Origin of the sequence: Variovorax sp. YR216 (assembly GCF_900107745.1) — a bacterium.
In the GTDB taxonomy this organism is placed as follows: Bacteria; Pseudomonadota; Gammaproteobacteria; order Burkholderiales; family Burkholderiaceae_C; genus Variovorax.
In genome coordinates this window covers 500,319-520,273 of the sequence record NZ_FNRO01000002.1, presented here as the reverse complement: position 1 = coordinate 520,273, position 19,955 = coordinate 500,319, and the positions used below count along the sequence as shown (strand labels likewise).

19 protein-coding genes are annotated in these 19,955 nt (G+C 66.8%); 16 read left to right on the top strand and 3 right to left on the bottom strand.

All coding sequences use genetic code 11. The features are described 5' to 3' along the window. The first annotated feature begins 83 nt into the window (after positions 1-83). The 12 genes from BLW05_RS07305 to BLW05_RS07255 all read left to right on the top strand — a co-directional run bounded on the left by BLW05_RS07305 (position 84) and on the right by BLW05_RS07255 (position 11,276). On the top strand, positions 84-1,085 hold the full coding sequence (locus tag BLW05_RS07305; protein WP_093161426.1) for a Bug family tripartite tricarboxylate transporter substrate binding protein: 1,002 nt from the start codon (positions 84-86) through the stop codon (positions 1,083-1,085). A gap of 23 nt (positions 1,086-1,108) precedes the next feature. Next, positions 1,109-3,046 carry an aconitase family protein gene (locus BLW05_RS07300; protein WP_093161425.1) on the top strand — a complete coding sequence of 646 codons (1,938 nt, stop codon included), beginning with the start codon at positions 1,109-1,111 and terminating at the stop codon, positions 3,044-3,046. A gap of 75 nt (positions 3,047-3,121) precedes the next feature. Then, positions 3,122-3,289 carry a hypothetical protein gene (locus BLW05_RS35875; RefSeq protein ID WP_177142585.1) on the top strand — a complete coding sequence of 56 codons (168 nt, stop codon included), beginning with the start codon at positions 3,122-3,124 and terminating at the stop codon, positions 3,287-3,289. A gap of 339 nt (positions 3,290-3,628) precedes the next feature. Further along, positions 3,629-4,612, top strand: a complete 984-nt coding sequence (locus BLW05_RS07295; protein WP_177142584.1) for an ABC transporter substrate-binding protein — start codon at positions 3,629-3,631, stop codon at positions 4,610-4,612. 415 nt (positions 4,613-5,027) lie between these two features. Further along, positions 5,028-5,654, top strand: a complete 627-nt coding sequence (locus tag BLW05_RS07290; RefSeq protein ID WP_093161422.1) for a DUF938 domain-containing protein — start codon at positions 5,028-5,030, stop codon at positions 5,652-5,654. A gap of 52 nt (positions 5,655-5,706) precedes the next feature. Then, positions 5,707-6,672 carry a Bug family tripartite tricarboxylate transporter substrate binding protein gene (locus BLW05_RS07285; protein WP_093161420.1) on the top strand — a complete coding sequence of 322 codons (966 nt, stop codon included), beginning with the start codon at positions 5,707-5,709 and terminating at the stop codon, positions 6,670-6,672. A gap of 72 nt (positions 6,673-6,744) precedes the next feature. Continuing rightward, positions 6,745-7,536: a transporter substrate-binding domain-containing protein gene (locus BLW05_RS07280; RefSeq protein ID WP_093161419.1), complete on the top strand. Its 792-nt coding sequence runs from the start codon at positions 6,745-6,747 to the stop codon at positions 7,534-7,536. Between the two features lie 12 nt (positions 7,537-7,548). Beyond that, positions 7,549-8,211, top strand: coding sequence for an amino acid ABC transporter permease (locus BLW05_RS07275; RefSeq protein WP_093161417.1), 663 nt, complete (start codon positions 7,549-7,551; stop codon positions 8,209-8,211). A gap of 7 nt (positions 8,212-8,218) precedes the next feature. Then, a complete protein-coding gene (locus BLW05_RS07270; protein ID WP_093161416.1) occupies positions 8,219-8,872 on the top strand; it encodes an amino acid ABC transporter permease in 654 nt (217 codons plus the stop codon). Beyond that, positions 8,856-9,638, top strand: coding sequence for an amino acid ABC transporter ATP-binding protein (locus BLW05_RS07265; protein ID WP_093161414.1), 783 nt, complete (start codon positions 8,856-8,858; stop codon positions 9,636-9,638). Before BLW05_RS07270 ends, BLW05_RS07265 begins: the two co-directional genes overlap by 17 nt. Before the next feature lie 91 nt (positions 9,639-9,729). Beyond that, a complete protein-coding gene (locus BLW05_RS07260) occupies positions 9,730-10,272 on the top strand; it encodes a YceB family lipoprotein (RefSeq protein WP_256330090.1) in 543 nt (180 codons plus the stop codon). Further along, a complete protein-coding gene (locus tag BLW05_RS07255) occupies positions 10,269-11,276 on the top strand; it encodes a glycerophosphodiester phosphodiesterase (protein WP_093161411.1) in 1,008 nt (335 codons plus the stop codon). Before BLW05_RS07260 ends, BLW05_RS07255 begins: the two co-directional genes overlap by 4 nt. Positions 11,277-11,280: 4 nt before the next feature. On the opposite strand, the gene BLW05_RS07250 is transcribed toward BLW05_RS07255, so the two are convergent. Beyond that, positions 11,281-11,754, bottom strand: a complete 474-nt coding sequence (locus tag BLW05_RS07250; protein ID WP_093161409.1) for a Cd(II)/Pb(II)-responsive transcriptional regulator — start codon at positions 11,752-11,754, stop codon at positions 11,281-11,283. A 209-nt stretch (positions 11,755-11,963) separates the two neighbouring features. Here BLW05_RS07250 and BLW05_RS07245 point away from each other — a divergent pair, with 209 nt between their 5' ends. Beyond that, positions 11,964-12,980, top strand: coding sequence for a P1 family peptidase (locus BLW05_RS07245; protein WP_093161408.1), 1,017 nt, complete (start codon positions 11,964-11,966; stop codon positions 12,978-12,980). Here the strand turns inward: BLW05_RS07245 and BLW05_RS07240 are convergent. Then, positions 12,950-13,177, bottom strand: a complete 228-nt coding sequence (locus BLW05_RS07240; protein WP_093161406.1) for a hypothetical protein — start codon at positions 13,175-13,177, stop codon at positions 12,950-12,952. The genes BLW05_RS07245 and BLW05_RS07240 overlap by 31 nt on opposite strands. 241 nt (positions 13,178-13,418) lie before the next feature. Between BLW05_RS07240 and BLW05_RS07235 the strand changes: the two genes are divergently transcribed. Further along, positions 13,419-14,780, top strand: a complete 1,362-nt coding sequence (locus BLW05_RS07235) for a TAXI family TRAP transporter solute-binding subunit (RefSeq protein WP_371126919.1) — start codon at positions 13,419-13,421, stop codon at positions 14,778-14,780. On the opposite strand, the gene ettA is transcribed toward BLW05_RS07235, so the two are convergent. After that, positions 14,781-16,442, bottom strand: a complete 1,662-nt coding sequence (gene ettA / locus BLW05_RS07230) for an energy-dependent translational throttle protein EttA (protein WP_093161403.1) — start codon at positions 16,440-16,442, stop codon at positions 14,781-14,783. Positions 16,443-16,663: 221 nt separating this feature from the next. Between ettA and BLW05_RS07225 the strand changes: the two genes are divergently transcribed. Then, positions 16,664-17,896 carry a methyltransferase domain-containing protein gene (locus BLW05_RS07225; protein ID WP_093161402.1) on the top strand — a complete coding sequence of 411 codons (1,233 nt, stop codon included), beginning with the start codon at positions 16,664-16,666 and terminating at the stop codon, positions 17,894-17,896. A gap of 231 nt (positions 17,897-18,127) precedes the next feature. Further along, positions 18,128-19,912 (top strand): DEAD/DEAH box helicase, encoded by a 1,785-nt coding sequence (locus tag BLW05_RS07220; protein WP_093161401.1) that lies wholly within the window; start codon positions 18,128-18,130, stop codon positions 19,910-19,912. Positions 19,913-19,955: the final 43 nt, after the last annotated feature.

Sequence of the window (19,955 nt, the reverse complement as noted above, 5' to 3'; positions counted from 1 at the left end):
GGGAACGAACGATGCGCCAAATTGCAGTTTGTGTCTCTAAGGGAAATCTAGAGTGAGGGCCATACCCACACCTGGAGACAAGCATGAAGTTCAAGAGCGCGAGATTCGAAATGGGAAGGCTGATGCGCGGCGCCGCACTGGCGGCCTGGGCCTGCGGCATCGTCAGTGGCGCCGTCGCCGCCGATGCCTATCCCGGCCGGCCGATCACGCTCGTCGTGCCTTTCGCGGGAGGCGGCAGCGCGGACATCCTGGGCCGCGTGTTGGCCAACTCGCTGACCGAGACGCTCAAGCAACCGGTCGTGGTCGACAACCGCACTGGTGCGGGTGGGCTGGTCGGAACCTCGCTAGTCGCCAAGGCGCCCGCCGACGGCTACACGCTGCTGCTGGCGACCGACAGCCTGTACGCCATCAACCCGGCGCTATACGGGAAGAAGGCGGACGACGCCGTGGCCGCGCTCGCGCCTGTCGCGCACCTGGCGGAGGCGCCGCTCGTGATCGCGGTCAACAGCGCGTCACCGGCCAACGATTTCGCAGGCCTCTTGAAGCAAGCGAAGGCCAGCAGCGCGCCGTTGAGCTTCGGCACCCCCGGCGTCGGCACCGATCATCATCTGTTGGGCGAGCTGATTGCCAAGTCAGGCCAGGTCCGCCTCAATCACGTGCCCTACCGCGGAGCCGGCGCGGCCCTGGGCGACCTCGCCGGGGGCCAGATCGACATGCTGATCACTCTGGTCAGCACGGCGCAGCCGATGGTGGCGGCCGGAAAGATCAAGCTGGTCGGCGTGGCGACCACCAAGGTCTACGAGGCACAGCCGCAGATTCCCCGCATGGGGCAGATCCTGCCCGGCACGGACATGCTGGTGAGCTACAGCCTGATGGCGCCCAAGTCGACGCCGGCGCCGATCGTCGCTCGGCTCAATGAAGCGGTCGGCATCGCGCTGCGCAACCCGAGCGTCGGCAGCAAGCTGGCCGAGCTGGGCCTCACGCCCACGGGCGGGACGGTGGCTGATTTCGCCAAGCGAATGCAGGCGGAGCGGCAGCAGCGAGAGGGCATCATTCGCGATGCCGACGTCAAGCTGGTCGAATGACCGGCGCAGCCAGAGGAGCCGACATGCATGCCATCCGATTCGAAGGCCGCATCCTTTTCCTGTCGGAGGATCCGACGCTGATCGAGCGGCAGATCGCCGGCGAGGATCTCTCGCAGGCGCAGGCCGGCAAGCTGCGCGACGACGTCTCCACGGACGAGATCACGCCGGGCTGGGCCTGCTTCCATGTCGACGAGACGCTCGGCCGCTATCCCTACGTCGGCCTGACCTGCGAGGGTCGCAGGCCCATCGGCATTGACCAGGTGCGGCGCGGCGGCTTCGCGGTGACGGTGGCCGGCACGCGCTACGGCAAGGGTTCGTCGCGCGAGGCGAGTCCCTATGCCGAGCGCATGGCCGGCATCCGCCTGGTCATCGCGCAGAAGTTCGAGCGCATCTATCGCCAGAACTGCCACAACCTCGGCATCTTCACGTCGAGCGACTTCGGCCTCGTCGATCGCATCCGCGCGGGCGAGGCGATCCTCGTTTCGGAGTTGGTGGCGGGGCTGGATGCCGTGACGGCCGAGGTGTTGGCGCGCGGAGGGCTGTTCAACTACACGAAGGCCCGGCTGGCCGGCGAGATCGCGATGGAGCCGCAACCGCCCTTGAGCCGCCCTTTGACCTATGTCGAGAAGATCATCGCGCGCTCGGCCAAAAGGCCGCCTTCGGCTTCAGGCATCAGCTTCGTGAGGGCGGACTGGCGCTACTCGCACGACTACGTGACCGGGATGTGCGCCGCGTTCATGAACAACGCGATGGGGCCCGAGATCGCCTTGCACGACGTCGCATCGATCCAGTGCTTCGCGGATCACCTGGTCTATGTCGAAGAGACCATGTCACCGGCAAAGCGCGCCCTGGGGCTGCTCGACTCGGCCATGGCGATGGGCAAGATGCAGGAACGGTTTTGCGCGCAGCAAGGGGTCCGCTTGCATCACCGCGTGCCCGGCAGGAAGGGGGCGGAAGGCATCTGCCACTCCATCATGACCGAGCGCTACGTGTTGCCGGGCCAGGTCGCGATCGGCACCGATTCACATACCCCGCATTGCGGCGCGCTCGGGGCCTTCGCCTTCGGCATCGGTGCTAGCGAAATGGCCAACGCATGGATCACGGGCGATGTGCGCGTGGCCGCGCCGAAGGTCTGCCGGGTGCGGTTGCGCGGGACCCTGCCGGACGGGGTCGATGCCAAGGATGTCGTGCTGCATCTGCTGCGCCTGCCGGAGGTCCGCAACGGCAGCCTGGTCGGACTCGTCTTCGAGTACATGGGCGAGGCCTTGCGCGCGATGGGGACGGACGCGCGCGCCACGCTCACCAACATGGTGGCCGAGATCGGCGGCCTGACGGGCATCGTGGCCCCCGACGATGAAACGCTTCGCTTCCTGCGCGAGCGTCGGGGCATCGACTTCCGACTCGAACCCTGGATGCGCAGCGACGAGGGGGCGCACTATGCGCACGAGATCGAGGTCGATTGCGGCACGCTCGAACCCATGGTGGCGCGCCCCGGGGATCCCGGGCAGGGCCTGGCGCTGTCGGCACTCGCCGAGGCGGTCGCGATCGACATTGCGTACGGTGGCTCCTGCACGGGGGGCAAGCTCGAGGACATCGGGGCCTACCACGCAGTGCTCGCCTGGGCCGAAGAACACCGGCTCGGCATCGCGCCGGGCGTGCGGTTCTTCCTGCAGTTCGGCAGCGAGGACGTGCGTGCGCGAAGCGACCGGGTGCAGATGGTGGCGCTCTTCGAGCGCATGGGCGTCCAGCTGGTCGAGCCAGGCTGCGGGGCATGCATCAATGCCGGCCCGGGCGCGAGCGAGCGCGAGGACCAGGTGACGATCAGCGCGATCAATCGCAACTTTCCGGGTCGCTCGGGCCCGGGCGCGCTGTGGCTCGCCAGCCCTTCCACGGTGGCTGCCAGTGCGATCGCCGGCCGAATCGTGAGCTTCTCGGAACTGAAGGCATCGATCCGGCAGTAAGCGTCTCGCCCACGCGGATGGGAGCGCTGCCGAGGATGCAAGGCGTGCTGGGCGCGCCTGACAGGTGCTAGCGGCATGGAGCGCAATGCGATCGAGTTCGCCCAAAAGGCGATCGCGCGACTGGTCGCCTTCGTGCCGGGTTTTGCCGAGTCGCCCGGCCTGGCAACGTTACGCCTGAGCTTCGCAACCTCCAACGTCGAGAAGATCGAAGAATGCATTGCTCGGCTGGGCGAGGTGCTTTAAGGCACTCGCGTGCCACTTGTTCGAAACTGTATGCGGCGGGCAGGCGGCATCGCGAAGCACCCACATTCGGATGCTCAATCAGGAACCGCTATAGCGCCCGCCGGCTTCGACGCGCCTCGACTGGCTATGTCAGCATCACTTGCATTGCGGACATGCTTGGGACGAAGCCGAAAGACCGTGATGGGCCCTGTAGCGCCGGCTCGGCTGTGGCAGGATGCGGCCAATTGGAGACATTGGGCAGCAACGCGACAACATTCCGAAAGCAGTCACTCGACTGTGGCCGAGAGGTCCGCCCGAGCGTACGATCGTTGCAGATCCATTCGTCAATGGGGTGTCCAAGTGCTGGATCGCCGGACGTTCACCCGGGTCGTCGCGGGTACGCTGCTCGCCGGGTCTCGCGGCGCACAAGCGCAACCGAAGGGGAAAATCTGCCACATCGGGATCCTCCGGGCAGGTGCCCCCTCGATCTCGGGGGGCGACTTTCTCCTGAAACCGATGCGGGAGTTGGGCTACATCGAAGGCCAAAACCTCAGTTTCGAGGAGCGACACGCGGGCGACGATCCCGAACGGATTCCCGGACGTGCGCGTGAAATGGTGCAGCTCAGTCCCGATGTCATCGTGGCCGTCGGCTCATCGCCGGTCTTGGCGTTGAAAGATGTGACAAGCACGATTCCGATCGTCTTTCTGAGCAACGTCGATCCAATTGCGGTCGGTCTCGTGCCAAGCCTCGGTCGGCCGGGAGGAAACGTTACGGGAGTTCTGATCGCGCCGGATGGCACACTGGCGGGAAAGAGGCTGGAGATGCTCAGGGAATTGGTGCCCCGAGCGACGCGATTTGCTCTGCTCGTTCCGGACGACCCCGGCTTTGGGCTGAAACTTCAGGTGCAGGAGGCCGAGAAGGCCGCCTCGACTCTCGGCGTGGAACTGAAAGTCGTCAAGGTTCGAGCCGGCGACTACGACGGCGCGTTCGAGACGATTAGCGCGGCGCGGCCCGACGGCCTCTTGGTCGGTGGGCATTCTTTCTTTGTGCGGGACAGAAAGCAGATCGTCGACCTCGCCGCGAAAAATCGGCTGCCTGCGATTTATGAGTGGCCTTCGCAAGTGCGGGATGGGGGGCTCATGTCGTATGGCGCCAATGATGGAGAGACCTACCGGCGATTGGCGTCGTATGTCGATCAGATTTGCAAAGGTGCCAAGCCGAGCGACCTCCCGATCTGGCGACCGAGCATCTTGCATTTGGTGATCAATCTCAAGGCCGCAACGGCGCTTGGCATCACTATCCCTTCCTCGCTGCTGCAGCGCGTGGATGAGGTGATTGAGTGACCCGAGCGCACCCGCGTCCTCTCATCCGCGCGGAAACGGCGCACCAAAAGAGCCCGTGCAAGCTGGCAAGTCGGGTTGCGCCAAAACGGTCGAGATCGACCTGGTCCGAAGCGCCTGCCGGGTAGGTTCGTCACGCCATCAAGTCGTCGCCCTGAACATCCGCTTCGCATCAAATCGCGTATGACCGCAACGGGCCCTCAAGAGACATCCGCTGTCCTGATTGCGGCGCTCGCAAGCTGCCGGCCGGACCCGCGCACAGGCACCTGAAGGAGGTCCGCAGTGGGCTCGGGCTCCTTGGATTGCGCTGCGCAGAGTGCTGCCACGACAGGCTGCTGGCCTTTGGCTGCCAGCGACGAGGCTTCTGCCCATCGCGGGGATACTCCTGCCGAGACAACAACTTTCTCGCGAGGCCGAAATGCAAGGTCCCACTCCCTGGTTGCCCGGCAACGATAGCGCGGAGCGCAAGCATGCGCCGGCCACTTTGCGCAACCGCGAGCCGATTGCCGAGGTGCTGCAGGAGGAATTGCCGGTCACCGGCAAGGTGCTCGAAGTGGCGAGCGGATCGGGCGAGCATTGCGCCTTCTTCGCGGAGCTTTTCCCCGGCCATATCTGGCAGCCGACCGATCCGGACCCGGGTGCGCTTGGCTCGATCGCGAGTTGGTGCGCTGGGCTCGACAACGTCTTGCCTCCGCTCGCACTCGACGCTGCATCCACGGATTGGCCGGTCGATGCCGCCGATGCGATGCTGTGCGTCAACATGGCGCATATCAGCCCGTGGGAAGCGACGCTCGGACTGGTCGCGGGCGCGCAGCGGCTCCTGCCCAAGGGCGCGCCGCTGATGCTCTATGGCCCATGGCGCCGCGAGGGCGTGGAGACCGCGCCGTCGAACGAAGCGTTCGACGCCTCGCTCAAGGCGCGCGATCCGCGCTGGGGGCTGCGGCGGCTAGAGGATCTCGACGCCGCCGCTTCTGCGCGCGCTTTCGCACGCACGCGGCTGATCGAGATGCCGGCGAACAATCTGATGCTGGTCTATCGCCGTTAGCGCAGCATCGCACGCTGTTTATGATCCCTCGCACAACGAGGAGACAAGCAGCATGAACATCGCCCGCAAGGCCATCGCGGCCGCACTGTGCATCGCGGCATCGGCCGCGGCCTTTGCGGCCTACCCCGAGAAGCCCATCAAGATCATCATCGGCTTCCCGGCCGGCGGGCCGCTCGACCAGCACGCCCGCCTGCTCGCCGACAAGCTGCAGGCGGTGCTGGGCCAGCCGCTCATCATCGACTACAAGCCCGGCGCGGGCGGCTCCGTCGGCGCCGAAATGGTCGCCAAGAGCCCGGCCGACGGCTACACGCTGATGCTCGCCAACACCGGCGTCGCGGTCATCAACGGCGCGCTCTACAGCAAGCTGCCCTACAACACCCTCAGGGACTTCACCCCGATCGCGCGCACCGCGATGCAGCCGCTCGCGCTGCTGGTGACGCCTTCGCTGCCGGTGACCAACCTGCACCAGTTCATCGATTACGCCCGCGCGCGCCCGGGGCAGATCAACTACGGCTCGGCGGGCAACGGCGGCATCAGCCATCTCGTGCCCGAGATGTTCAAGAGCGCGACCGGCATCTACATGGTCCATATCCCCTACCGGGGCAGCGCACCGGCCTTCACCGACCTGATGGGCGGGCAGGTGCAGTTCATGGCCGAGTCGATTCCGCAGGCAGCCAACTATCACAAGCAGGGCAAGGTCCGCGCGATTGCGGTCACGAGTGCAAAGCGCAACCCGGCCCTGCCGGATGTGCCGACCGTCATCGAGTCCGGCGTGAAGGGCTTCGAGGTCGTCGGGTTCTATGGCTTCCTCGCGCCGGCCGGCACGCCCAAGGACGTGGTCGCCAAGCTCAGCGACGCGTTCCGACAGGTGCTCACCAACCCCGAGATTCGTGATCGCATGGTGAGCCAGGGCGCCGACCCGGCCTTCATGGGGAGCGAGGAATTCGCGAAGTTCCTCGTCACCGAAACGCCCCGCTGGGAAAAGGCGGTGAAGGCGTCCGGCGCACGGATGGACTGAGCCGGGCGCCTGGGCACAGCTCTTGCGTGCGGTCGGCGGACGAATTCCACCGACCTACCCAGGAGCCATGCCATGAAGTTTTCCAAGCGCCAGTTCGCGGCGATCCTCGCCGGTTGCGCGCTGTTCGCCACCGGCGCAGCGCAAGCACAGAACGCGCTCGACCACATCCTGAAGGCCAAGGTCATCAAGATCGCGGTACCGACCGACTACCCGCCCTACGGCTCGGTCGACAAGAACATGACGCCGCAGGGCCTCGACATCGAGATGGCACAGCTCATCGCGAGCAAGCTGGGCACCAAGGTCGAGCTGGTGCCGGTGACGAGCGCCAATCGCATTCCCTATCTGCAGACCCGCAAGGCGGACCTCGTGATCTCCACGCTGGGCAAGAACGCGGAGCGCGAGAAGGTCATCGATTTCTCGGCCGCCTATGCGCCCTTCTTCCAGGCGGTCTATGCGTCGAAGAACCTCAACATCAAGAGCTTCGCCGACATGGGCGGCAAGAGCGTGGCGGTGACGCGCGGCGCGATGGAAGACCAGGAGCTCGCCAAGGTCGCGCCGCCCAACGTCGACTTCAAGCGCTTCGAGGACAACAACGCGACGATCGCCGCCTTCGTCGCCGGCCAGACGCAGACCATCGCCACCAGCGCGGCGGTTGCGGGCGACATGATGCAGAAGAACCCGCAGCTCGGCGCCGAATACAAGCTGCTGCTGAAGGACAGCCCCTGCTTCATCGGCGTCGCCAAGGGCGAGGACGCGCTGAAGACCAAGGTCAACGAGATCATCGCCAGCGCGAAGAAGGACGGCACGCTCGACACGATGGCGAAGAAGTGGCTCGGCCGCCCGGCGGGCGACCTGCCGGTCTGATCCGCCTGCCACATGGGCATCGAATTCGACTTCGGCGCCGTTCTCGGCCAGTGGCCCCTGCTGGCCAGGGGCGTGCTGTGGACGCTGGGCCTGACCGCGATCGCGACGGTAATCGGCATGGTGGTGGGCATCGCCTGCGCCTGGGCGCGAGCGAACGGGCCGGCGTGGCTGCGCTGGATCGTCGGCGCCTACGTGGAGCTGATCCGCAACACGCCATTCATCGTGCAGCTCTTCTTCATCTTCTTCGGGCTGCCTGCGGCGGGCTTCAAGCTCTCGCCGGAGGTAGCGTCGGTGATCGCGATGGTGATGAACCTCGGCGCATACGCAACCGAGATCATCCGCGCTGGCATCGAGGCCACGCCGCGCGGGCAGATCGAGGCGGCGGTGAGCCTTGCGCTCAACCGGGTGCAGGTGTTCACGCGCGTGGTGCTGCCGCCTGCGATGAAGAAGGTGTGGCCCGCGATGGTGAGCCAGATCATCATCGTGATGCTCGGCTCGGCGGTGTGCAGCCAGATCTCCACCGAGGAACTGAGCTACGCCGCCAACCTGATCCAGAGCCGCAACTTCCGCGCGTTCGAGGCTTTCATCATCGCGACGGTGATCTACCTCGCGCTGTCAATGGGCGCGCGGCGGCTGCTCAACTGGGCCGGCCCGCGCTGGTTCTTCGGACGGTGAGGCGCGCATGAGCGACTTTTCCATCTGGGACATCCTGCGCAACCTGCTGATGGCGCTGCGCTGGACGGTCGTGCTGTCGCTGATCGCCTTCGTGGGCGGCGGCGCGGTCGGTGCATTGCTGCTTTTCCTGCGGCTTTCCGGAGGGCGGGCGGCGCAGCGGCTCGTCGGCTTCTACGTGCAGATCTTCCAGGGCACGCCGCTCCTGATGCAGCTCTTTCTTGCCTACTTCGGCATCGCGCTCTTCGGAGTCGACGTCTCGGCGTGGACGGCGGCATCGGTGGCGCTGACGCTCTACACCAGCGCCTTTCTCACCGAGATCTGGCGCGGCTGCGTGGCGTCCATCCCCAAGGGCCAGTGGGAGGCGGCCGGCAGCCTCGCCCTCGGCTTCGGCGAGCAGATGCGCCACGTGATCCTGCCGCAGGCGGTACGCATCGCGGTCGCGCCGACCGTGGGCTTCCTGGTGCAAGTCATCAAGGGCACGGCGCTCGCATCGGTGATCGGCTTCGTCGAGCTCACCAAGGCGGGCAGCATGATCTCGAACGCGACCTTCAAGCCCTTCGTGGTGTTCAGCTGCGTCGCCCTGCTCTATTTCGTGCTGTGCTTTCCCGTGAGCCTGTACGCCAAGAACCTCGAGAGGAAATTCCATGGCGCTCGTCGCTGAAGCTCCCCGGCCGGCCGTCGCTCCGGCGGCCGCGCCCATCGTGCGCATCACCGCGCTGCGCAAGTCCTACGGCAGCAACGAAGTGCTCAAGGGCATCGACCTCGACGTGAAGCGCGGCGAGGTGATCGCGATCATCGGCAAAAGCGGGTCGGGCAAGAGCACGCTGCTGCGTTGCATCAACGGGCTGGAAGTGTTCCAGGAAGGCTCGCTGACCGTCGATGGCAAGCCGCTCCTGCATGAGAGCGCGATGGCGATGCGCGAGCTGCGGCAGCACGTCGGCATGATCTTCCAGAGCTTCAACCTGTTTCCGCATCTTTCGGTCGGCCGCAACGTGATGCTCGCGCCCACGCTGGTGAAGAAGCGCAGCCGCATGGAAGCCGCATCGCAGGCGCGCAAGCTGCTCGCGCGCGTCGGGCTGGCGGAGAAGTTCGATGCGATGCCCGACCAGCTTTCCGGCGGCCAGCAGCAGCGCGTGGCCATCGCCCGTGCGCTGGCCATGGAGCCGGCGGTGCTGCTGTGCGACGAGATCACTTCGGCGCTCGATCCCGAGCTGGTGGGCGAAGTGCTGCGCGTGGTCGAGTCGCTCGCCGTGGAAGGCATGACGCTCTTGATGGTGACGCACGAGATGAACTTCGCGCGCAAGGTCAGCGACCGGGTGATCTTCATGCATCAGGGCCGGGTGCACGAGATGGGGCCGCCGGCGGAATTGTTCGGCCATCCGCAGACCGCCGAGTTGAAACAGTTCCTTTCGTCGCTGCACGACTGAGTCCCGTACCGCCGGGCGGCGGGAACCCGGGCGTCTGTGGCAAGCTCGGAGCGGTATGCGCAACCGCTCCCCCTCCTCGTCCCGCCGTCTGATGCTGCGCGCGCTGCTGGGCGCCGCGGTCTTGCCCGCGCCGTTCGCGGCGGTGGCGGGCTTCAACTTCTTCACCAGCGAATACACCGCGAGCCGGCAGGAACTCGAAGCACAGATCGCGAAGCATTTCCCGGTGCAGAAGCGCTATGCGGACATCTTCACCGTCAGCCTGAGCAATCCGCAGCTCGGGCTCGACGCTGCGACGAATCGCGCCGCGATCACCGCGGCGCTCACGATCACCAGCCCGCTGCTGCGCCCCTCGACCGTACAGGGCGTTGTCTCGGTCAGCAGCGCGCTCAAGTACGATGCGCCCGCGCGCGCGCTGCGGCTCGATCAGCCACAGGCGGAACGGCTCGAACTGCAGGGCGTGACCGGCCGCGATGCCGAGCGGCTCCAGCAGATCGGCGCCGTCGTCGCGCAGGAGCTGCTTCGCGACCAGCCGCTGCGCACCTTCACTGCCGAGGAGCTGACCGTTGGACGCAAGACGTACGAGATCGGAGCCATCACTGTGCAGAACGACGCCATTACGGTAGAGCTGAGATGACCCCCAGGCGGTTCCGCGGTGTTCCTGGCTCGGCCTGCGCGCTCATTGCGGCAGCAGTCACCGTTGCGGGGTGCACGGCGCTGGCGCCCGCGCCGCGGGCGGCCATCGATCTGCAGGCGCATCGGGGGGGTCGCGCACTGATGCCGGAGAACACGCTGGCCGCGTTCTCGAACGCCATCGACATGGGCGTGAACACCCTCGAGCTGGACATCGGGCTCACCGCCGACGATGTCGTGGTGATCTCGCACGACACGTCGCTGAACCCCGATCACACACGCAATGCGCAGGGCAATTTTCTGCCGTCGAACGGACCGGCGATCCGCACCCTGACGCTGGCGCAGCTGCAAACGTACGACGTGGGACGCATCGACCCGGACAGCAACTACGGCAAGCAGTTCTCGAAGCAACTGGTTCGCGACGGCGAGCGCATCCCCACGCTGGCCTCGTTGTTCGAGCGCGTCCGCGCGGCAGGCGCGGACCAGGTGCGGTTCAACATCGAGACCAAGGTCGATCCCTCGCAGCCCGACGAAACCGCGTCGCCCGAACGCATGGTGCGCGCGCTGCTGGCAGAGATCGACAAGGCCGGCATGGCGCAGCGCGTGACCATCCAGAGCTTCGACTGGCGCACGCTCGCGCTGGTGCGTGACCAGGCGCCGCAAATCCAGCGCGCCTACCTCACCACCAGCCGCACCCTGCGCGACAGCCGCTGGACGGCAGGGTTGCGCCTAGAGGACTTCGGCTCCGCGCCGCGCCTCGTGAAGGCTGCAGCGGGCGGTGGCCCGGGCAAGGTCATCTGGTCGCCGGCGTTCAAGGAACTCACGCCCGAGCTCGTCAAGGAAGCGCATGCGATGGGCCTGCAGGTGTTGCCCTGGACCGTGAACGAGCGCGCGGACATGATCCGGCTGATCGACTGGGCCGTGGACGGCATCATCACCGACGACCCGGCGATTCTTCGCGACGTGATGAGCGAGAAGAAGATGCCGCTGCCGGCGCGCGGCCGCTGAAGATTCACACGTGGCGCGTGGCCCGCGCGCGCGGCGGGTCGGGCGGCGATTCGCGGTCGGCGCGCGCATGCAGCGTTCCGATGATGTGGCACTCGGCATCGGTGCCGTCGCAGCAGTCGCGCAGTGCGATCAGGTCCTTTTCAAGCGAGCGCAACTCGCGAAGGCGCTCGCGCACATGGCCGAGATGCGCATCGAGCGTCACGCAGGCCGCGTCGCAATCGGCCTTGCTGCGCAGGTCGAGCGCGAGCAGCGTGCGTACCTCGTCGAGCGACATGTCCATCGCGCGGCACAGGCGAATGAAGCGCAGGCGGTGCACGTCGGCATCGCTGTAGACGCGGTAGCTGTTGTCGGCGCGTCCCTGCGGGGTGATCAGCCCTTCCTTTTCGTAGTAGCGGATATTTGCGGCGCTTACGCCGCTGCGAGCGGCGGCATCGCCGATACGGTAAGAGGCCTGCGCAGCATGGTTTGCATCCGGCATGGTGAAACTTGGGCTTGACATCGATGGAGCCGATGGTCGCAGCAGGCGGCGTGCTCGGCAACTCACGCCGGACCTTGTCCCGAGTTACACCGGACTTCTGTGGATAACGTTGTGGGTTGCGCGAGGACAGCAGGTGCTGCAGGTCCATTCCATGCGGGTTGCCGCTGAGTTGCCTGCAAATGAGGCACATGAACAACCATAATCTTCGGATGCCCGATTCCCCCTCCTCCCCCGCCCCTTACGAGGGCGCCATCACCGACGTTGCCGGCATCGAGGTCGGCCATTTCTCCGACACCCGCCGCCCCACCGGCTGCACCGTGATCCTGGCCCGCGACGGCGCGGTGGCTGGGGTGGATGTTCGCGGCGCCGCACCCGGCACCCGCGAGACCGATCTGCTCGCGCCCGGCAACTTCGTGCAGCACATTCATGCGGTGATGCTGGCCGGCGGCAGCGCGTGGGGGCTGGCCGCAGCCGACGGCGCGACGCGCTGGCTCGAAGAGCACGGCATCGGCCTCGATGTCCGCTATGGCACGCTGCCGATCATTCCCGCCGCCGTGCTGTTCGACCTGCCGGTCGGCGATGCGCGCATCCGTCCCGACGCAGCGGCCGGCTATGCGGCCTGCGAGGCCGCTTCGTCGGCAGCACCGGCCGAAGGCAATGTCGGCGCCGGCAGCGGCGCGCTCGTGGGCAAGCTGTTCGGCGTGCATCGCGCGATGAAGGGCGGCATCGGCACCGCCTCGGTCAAGGTCAACGGCGTGACGGTGGGTGCGCTGATCGCCTGCAATGCGCTTGGCGACGTGATCGACCCCGATACGGGCCGGGTCGTCGCGGGCGCACGCACGGAGGACGGCAAGTCCCTTCTCGACACGCGCCGTGCACTGCTGCGCGGGCATCTGCCGACGCCGCTGCTCGCGGGCACCAACACCACGCTGGGGGTGGTCGCGACCGACGCGGTGCTCACCAAGGTGCAGGCGAACCGGCTCGCGACCGCTGCGCATGACGGGCTCGCACGCGCGATCAACCCGGTGCACACGATGAGCGACGGCGACACGCTGTTCGCGCTCGCCACCGGCCGCGTTCCGCTGCAGGGCGACGCGCCGGGCATGACGGTGTTGAGCGCACTGGCCGCCGAGGTGGTGGCGCGCGCGACCTTGCGTGCGGTGCGGGCGGCGCGCAGCGTGCGCACCGCGGAGGCCTACTTCCCCTCTGCAGCGGATCTCGCCTGAAGGACCTTGCACGCCAGCGCGGGCAGGTACACCACAACGATGAGCAGGATCACCCCGGAGCCGGCGCTCAGCAACAGGTCGACCGGCGACATGAGCGGGAACAGGTCCTGCCCCGCGATCAGCAGCAGCATCGAGATCGCAAGCAAGGCCACAAGCACCTTGCCGAAGAGCAGCAGATGAGTCTTGAGGTGCGTCATGGTCCGGCGAAAGGCAAATGAAGGGTGGAGTGAAGTCCGAACAGCATCCAGGTGAATCCCCGCGGTCCGCCTGGCCTGCTGCCCGGTCCCTCCATTGGGCCTCGTACGCTGCACTGCATCAATACGCCGTGCGTCAGTGTCGAAGGCCTAGTCTTTCTGGCTGAACGCCCTATGCCTCGTGCGCCGCATGCGAGCGCTTTGTAACGAAGGCTGCGCCAAACCCACAGAAAATGCCGTGCCCATGCCCCAAGCCATCCGACTTTTTCTTCTCGCGATCCGCGATCTCATCGTCTCCGCCGGACCCATTGTCTTTCTCGTCATCGGACTGCTCGTTGCGGCGTACTGGTGGCTCCAGCCGCAGCCGCCCAAGCAGGTCACACTCGCGACCGGCCCGTCCGGCAGCGCCTATGCGGAATTCGGCAAGCGCTATGCGGCCGCGCTGAAGGCCAACGGGATCGAGGTGATCCAGAAGCCGACGGACGGCTCGCTGGACAACCTGCAGCTGCTGCGCAAGCACGAGGCGGACGTGGGCTTCGTTCGCGGCGGCAGCGCCGATCCGGTGAAGGACGAGGAAGCGGGCCTGACGTCGCTGGGCAGCCTGTTCTTCGAACCCCTCTGGTTCTTCTACCGCACCGACGCGGCGCGCAAGATCGACCGCAAGACCGCGCAGCTCACCGCGCTCCCGCAGATGAAGGGGCTGCGCATCAACGTCGACAAGCCCGGCAGCGGCGTGCCGGACATCATGGACCGGATGTTTCGCGCCAACCACATGGACCCGGCCACGCTGAACCTGTCGAACCTGGAGCAGACACCGGCCACCGAGGCGCTGCAGGCCGGGCTGCTGGACGTGATCGTGCTGGCCTCGGCGCCGCAATCGCCGCTGGTGCAGCGACTGCTGCGCGCGCCGGACATCCAGCTCATGGATTTCGCGCAGAGCGACGCGTATTCGCGCCGCTTCTCCTTCCTGCAACCGGTGACGCTGCCGCGCGGCGTGGTCGATCTCGCGGCCGATCTTCCATCGCACGACCTGTCGCTGCTGGCCGCCACCACGTCCCTGCTGTCGCGCGAGGAAACGCATCCGGCGATCCGGCAGCTCTTCGCGCAGAACGCGCAAACGCTGCACGGCGGCGCGGGCTGGTTCCATCGTGCGCGCGATTTCCCGAACACCCGCACCAGCGAACTGCCGGTGAGCCCCGAGGGCGATCGCGCCATCAATGGCACGCCGCCGTTCTGGCAGCGCTATCTGCCGTTCTGGGCAAGCAACCTGGTGGAGCGGATGTGGCTGGTGCTCGGCGGCTTGCTGGTGCTGATGCTGCCGCTGACCCGCGTGGTGCCGCCGCTCTACCAGTTCCGCGTCCGGCGGCGGGTGTTCCGCTGGTATGCGCGGCTGCGCGAGGTCGAGCACAAGCTCGACACGCACAAGGGCGAGCGGGATGCACTGCTGAAAGAACTCGACGACCTGGACGGCCGCGTCAACAAGGTGGCGGTGCCGCTGTCGTACGCGGACGAGCTCTACGCCCTGCGCAACAACATCTATGCGGTCCGCAAGCGGGTGCTGGCGGGCCCGCCGTCCGCCGACGGGGCCGCGAAGCCCTCGCCCTGATTACTTCAGGGCCTTGAAGCGCACGCGGTGGGGCTTGGCGCCTTCTTCGCCGAGGCGCTTCTTCTTGTCGGCTTCGTATTCCTGGTAGTTGCCGTCGAAGAAGGTCCACTGGCTGTCGCCTTCGGCCGCGAGGATGTGCGTCGCGATCCGGTCGAGGAACCAGCGGTCGTGGCTGATGACGAGCACGCTCCCGGCGAATTCGAGCAGCGCGTCTTCGAGGGCACGCAACGTTTCGACGTCGAGGTCGTTCGAGGGCTCGTCCAGCAGCAGCACGTTGCCGCCGGCGATCAGCGTCTTGGCGAGGTGCAGGCGGCCGCGTTCACCGCCTGAGAGCGAGCCGACCTTCTTCTGCTGGTCGCCGCCGTTGAAGTTGAAGCGCCCCGCGTAGGCGCGGCTCGCCATCTGGAACTTGCCGACGTTGAGGATGTCGAGGCCGCCGGAGATGTCTTCCCAGACGGTCTTCTCGTCGGAAAGGACATCGCGGGTCTGGTCGACGAAAGCCATCTTGACGGTCTGGCCGATCACCACTTCGCCGCTGTCGGGCTGCTCCTTGCCGGCGATCAGCTTGAACAGCGTCGACTTGCCGGCGCCGTTCGGGCCGATGATGCCGACGATCGCGCCAGCGGGGACGTTGAAGCTCAGGTTGTCGATGAGCACGCGATCGCCGAAGCTCTTGCTGACGTTCTTGAACTCGATGACCTGGCTGCCGAGACGGTCCGCGACGGGAATGAAGATTTCCTGCGTCTCGTTGCGCTTCTGGTATTCGTAGTCGGACAGTTCCTCGAATCGCTGGATACGCGCCTTGCTCTTGGCCTGGCGGCCCTTGGCGTTCTGGCGCACCCACTCGAGTTCCTTCTTCATGGCCTTGGCATGGGCTTCCTCGCCCTTCTGCTCGGCCTCGAGACGGGCTTCCTTGCCCTCCAGCCAGGTGCTGTAGTTGCCCTTCCATGGAATGCCGCGGCCGCGGTCGAGTTCGAGAATCCACTCGGCGGCGTTGTCGAGGAAGTAGCGGTCGTGGGTGATCGCGACCACGGTGCCGGAGAAGCGCTGCAGGAACACTTCGAGCCATTCGACCGATTCGGCGTCCAGGTGGTTGGTCGGTTCGTCGAGCAGCAGCATGTCGGGCTTGGACAGCAGCAGCTTGCACAGCGCCACACGGCGCTTTTCACCGCCGGACAGCAGGCCGATCTTGGCGTCCCACGGCGGCAGGCGCAGCGCGTCGGCGGCGATCTCGAGCTGGTGCTCCGAATCGGTGCCCGCGGCGGCGATCACGGCTTCGAGCTGGCCCTGCTCGGCGGCGAGTGCGTCGAAATCCGCGTCGGGCTCGGCGTACGCGGCGTAGATTTCCTCGAGGCGGGCCTTGGCCGCATTGACCTCGCCCATCGCTTCCTCGACGGATTCGCGGACGGTGTGCTCGGGGTTGAGCTTGGGTTCCTGCTCCAGGTAGCCGATGGACAGGCCGGGCATCGGGATGGCTTCACCCTCGATTTCCTTGTCCACGCCGGCCATGATCTTCAGCAGCGAGGACTTGCCCGAGCCGTTGAGGCCCAGCACGCCGATCTTGGCGCCGGGGAAGAACGAAAGCGAAATGTCCTTCAAGATCTGCCGCTTGGGCGGCACGGTCTTGCTGACCTTGTTCATGGTGTAGACGTACTGGGCCATGTCTATCTCTGCTCGATGATGGGGGACTGCACGGGGTGATCGGGAAACCAGCAACGAACCTTGCGCGAGGATCGATTGCGGATCTGCCTTCATGGCAGGCGCTTGCTGCTGCAGCGCGATTTCCGACCGGGATTGGGGGTGAAGTCTACCGCAGGGGCCCACTCCCCGTGGAATCCAGGGCCGGAACCCCACGGCAGCGCTGCTATTCTCCGGCCCCATCCATGAGCACCACACCTGCACCCGAGGCTTTCGAACAGGCCCGACAGCGCTTTTTCGAGGGCCTCGAGGCCTTCAAGGCCGGACGATTCGCCGACGCGGAGCAGGCCTATCTCGCTTCGCTCGCGCTGGTTCCGGGGCGGGTGTCCACGCTGATCAACCTCGCCGCCGCCCAGCTCGGGCTCGGACGCCCGCAGGACGCGCTCGTCGTGATCGAACAGATCCTCGCCATCGAGCCCGAAAACGCGGAAGCATGGTTTCACAAGGCCAATGCGCTCGGGCAACTGAACCGCCATCCCGAAGCGCTCGCGAGCCATGAGAAAGTGCTGCAACTGGGCACCCTGCCCCCCGGCGAAACCTGGCTGCGCCACGGCCAGACGCTGCAGGCACTCGGGCGGCCTGCGCAGGCGCTCGATTCGTACGATCGCGCGCTCGCCGCCGACCCGGGCATCGCCCAGGCCTGGACCAACCGCGGCAGCATCCTGCGCGACATGAAGCGCGGCGAAGAAGCCGCCGCCGCGTTCAGGCAGGCGCTGGCGCTCGGCGCCGATCCCGAATTGCACCGGTACTACCTCGCCTCGGTGTCCGGCGAGCACGCAACGCCGACGACAGCGCCCGGCCACTATGTCGAAACGCTGTTCGACGACTACGCGCATGACTTCGACGCACATCTGGTCGGCCAACTGGGCTACCAGGCGCACAGGACGCTCGCGACGCATCTTGCCGAGCTGGGTCGCGGCTTCCGCTCGGCGCTCGACCTCGGCTGCGGGACCGGTCTCTGCGCGCCGTACCTGAAGCCGCTCGCCGACAAGCTAGTCGGCGTCGACCTGTCCCGCCAGATGCTGCAGAAGGCGGACGCGCTCGGGCTCTACGAGCGGCTGGTGCACGCCGACATCACGGCGTATCTGGCGCAGACGGATGAGCGACACGACCTCGTGACGGCCGCCGATGTCTTCATCTACGTGGGCGATCTCGCGCCAGTCTTTGCCGCGCTGCACAGGGTGCTGGAGCCGGGCGGCATCTTCTGTTTTTCTGCCGAGACAGCGGCCGACGAAAACGCGGCTTTCGAACTGCTGCCGAGCCTGCGCTACGCGCATTCGGAACGCTATCTGCGCGGCCTCGCGGCGGATCACGGCCTCGATGTCGTGCGACTGGTGCACGCGCCGATCCGCGATGACCAGCGCGAATCGATCGCGGGCATGTTCGTCTACCTCCGGCGTCCGGAAAACGCCCGCTGAGGCGGGGCCCGGGCGCTCCGGCGCGACTCATGCGACAATAGTGGCTGTTGTCGGGTCCAGTTGCCCGCAGCGCCGGCTCTCCGCCGGGGACGAAGAAGGCCTATCTCCTTTCGATGAATCAGGTCTTCAGGCTCCCACCCCTGACCTTCATCCGCCCTTACTGGCTCGCCGTCAACAAGACGACCGAGCGGGTGGATACCACTGCGCCGTGTAGGGCGCTTGTTGAACTCAATGAACTTTGACGATCTGAAGCTGGCCCCGGCCATCTTGAAAGCCGTGCGTGAGCAGGGCTACGAAAACCCCACCCCCATCCAGGCCCAGGCCATCCCGGCCGTCCTCGAAGGCCACGACCTCCTCGGCGGCGCCCAGACCGGCACCGGCAAGACCGCCGCCTTCACCCTCCCCCTGCTGCACAAGCTCACGATGAGCCGCAGCGCCAACAACAAGTTCGGCGGCACCGGCGTTCGCGCCCTGGTGCTCACGCCCACGCGCGAACTCGCGGCCCAGGTCGAGGAATCCGTCCGCACCTACGGCAAGTACCTGCAGCTCACCTCGACCGTGATCTTCGGCGGCGTCGGCATGAACCCGCAGATCGACCGCCTCAAGCGCGGCGTCGACATCCTCGTGGCCACGCCCGGCCGCCTGCTCGACCTGCAGCAGCAGGGCATGCTCGACCTGTCGACCGTGCAGATCCTGGTGCTCGACGAAGCCGACCGCATGCTCGACATGGGCTTCATCCACGACGTGCGCAAGGTGCTCGCGCTGGTGCCGAAGGAAAAGCAGAGCCTGCTGTTCTCGGCCACCTTCAGCGACGAGATCCGCGAACTCGCCGCGGGCCTGCTGCGCGATCCGCAGCACATCCAGGTCACGCCGCGCAACACGACCGTGCAGCGCATCACGCAGGTGATCCATCCGGTCGGCCGCACCAAGAAGAAGGCCCTGCTCGCCCACATCATCAACGAGCACAACTGGAGCCAGGTGCTGGTCTTCACCCGCACCAAGTTCGGCGCCAACAACGTGGCCGAATTCCTCACCAAGAACGGCATCGAGGCGATGGCGCTGCACGGCAACAAGAGCCAGAGCGCACGCACGCAGGCGCTGGCCGGCTTCAAGACCGGTGCGATCCGCGCCCTGGTCGCGACCGACATCGCGGCGCGCGGCATCGACATCGACGAACTGCCGCACGTCGTCAACTACGAAATCCCGAACGTCAGCGAAGACTACGTCCACCGCATCGGCCGTACGGGCCGTGCCGGTGCGAGCGGCGAGGCCGTGAGCCTCGTCTGCCTCGACGAAGAAGGCTTCATGCAGGAGATCGAGCGCTTCACCAAGCAGCAGATCCCGGTGAAGGTCATCGACGGCTTCGGCCCCGAAGAAGGCGAGCGCGCCGAACCCATCGCGATGGGCCGCCAGACCATCTGGGGCGGCGCCGGCCGTCCGCCGAGCCGCGAAGTCATGCAGGCGGCTGCCAAGGCGGCGCGCCAGGAAATGATGCAGCGCATCCGCGACAACAAGGCCGGACAGGGCGAGCGCGGCGGCGTGGGCAACGGCCAACGCCGCGGCGGCGGCAACGCACAGGGCCAGGGCGCACAGGGCCAGGGCGCCCAGGCGAGCCGCAACGCCAACGGCAACGGCGGCCAAGCGGGCCGGGGTCAAGGCGGTCGGGGCCAACAGGCTCCGCGCGGACCCCAGGGACCGGCACGCACGCCGCACCAGGCGCCGACGCACCATCGTCACGCCCATGACCACGAGGAGCGCCAGCCGCGCCATCACGGCAACAGCCACAGCCCCACGCAGGCCGACGCAGTGGCGCACCTGCGCGCCGAAGCGATCGCCGGCGGCGCAGGCCAGCCCGATCCGTTGCGCACCAGCGTCGACAGCCTGGGCGGCCGGGGCCGTCGCGGCGGTGGCGGGTACGGCGGCAATCGTTCCGGCGGTGGCGGCGGTGGCCGCTCGGGTGGCGGCCGCTCCGGCGGTGGCGGATACGGCGGCGGTGGCCGCTCGTTCGGCCGCTGAGCGGAATCCTCTGCTGAAAGAAAGGGCGCCTTCGGCGCCCTTT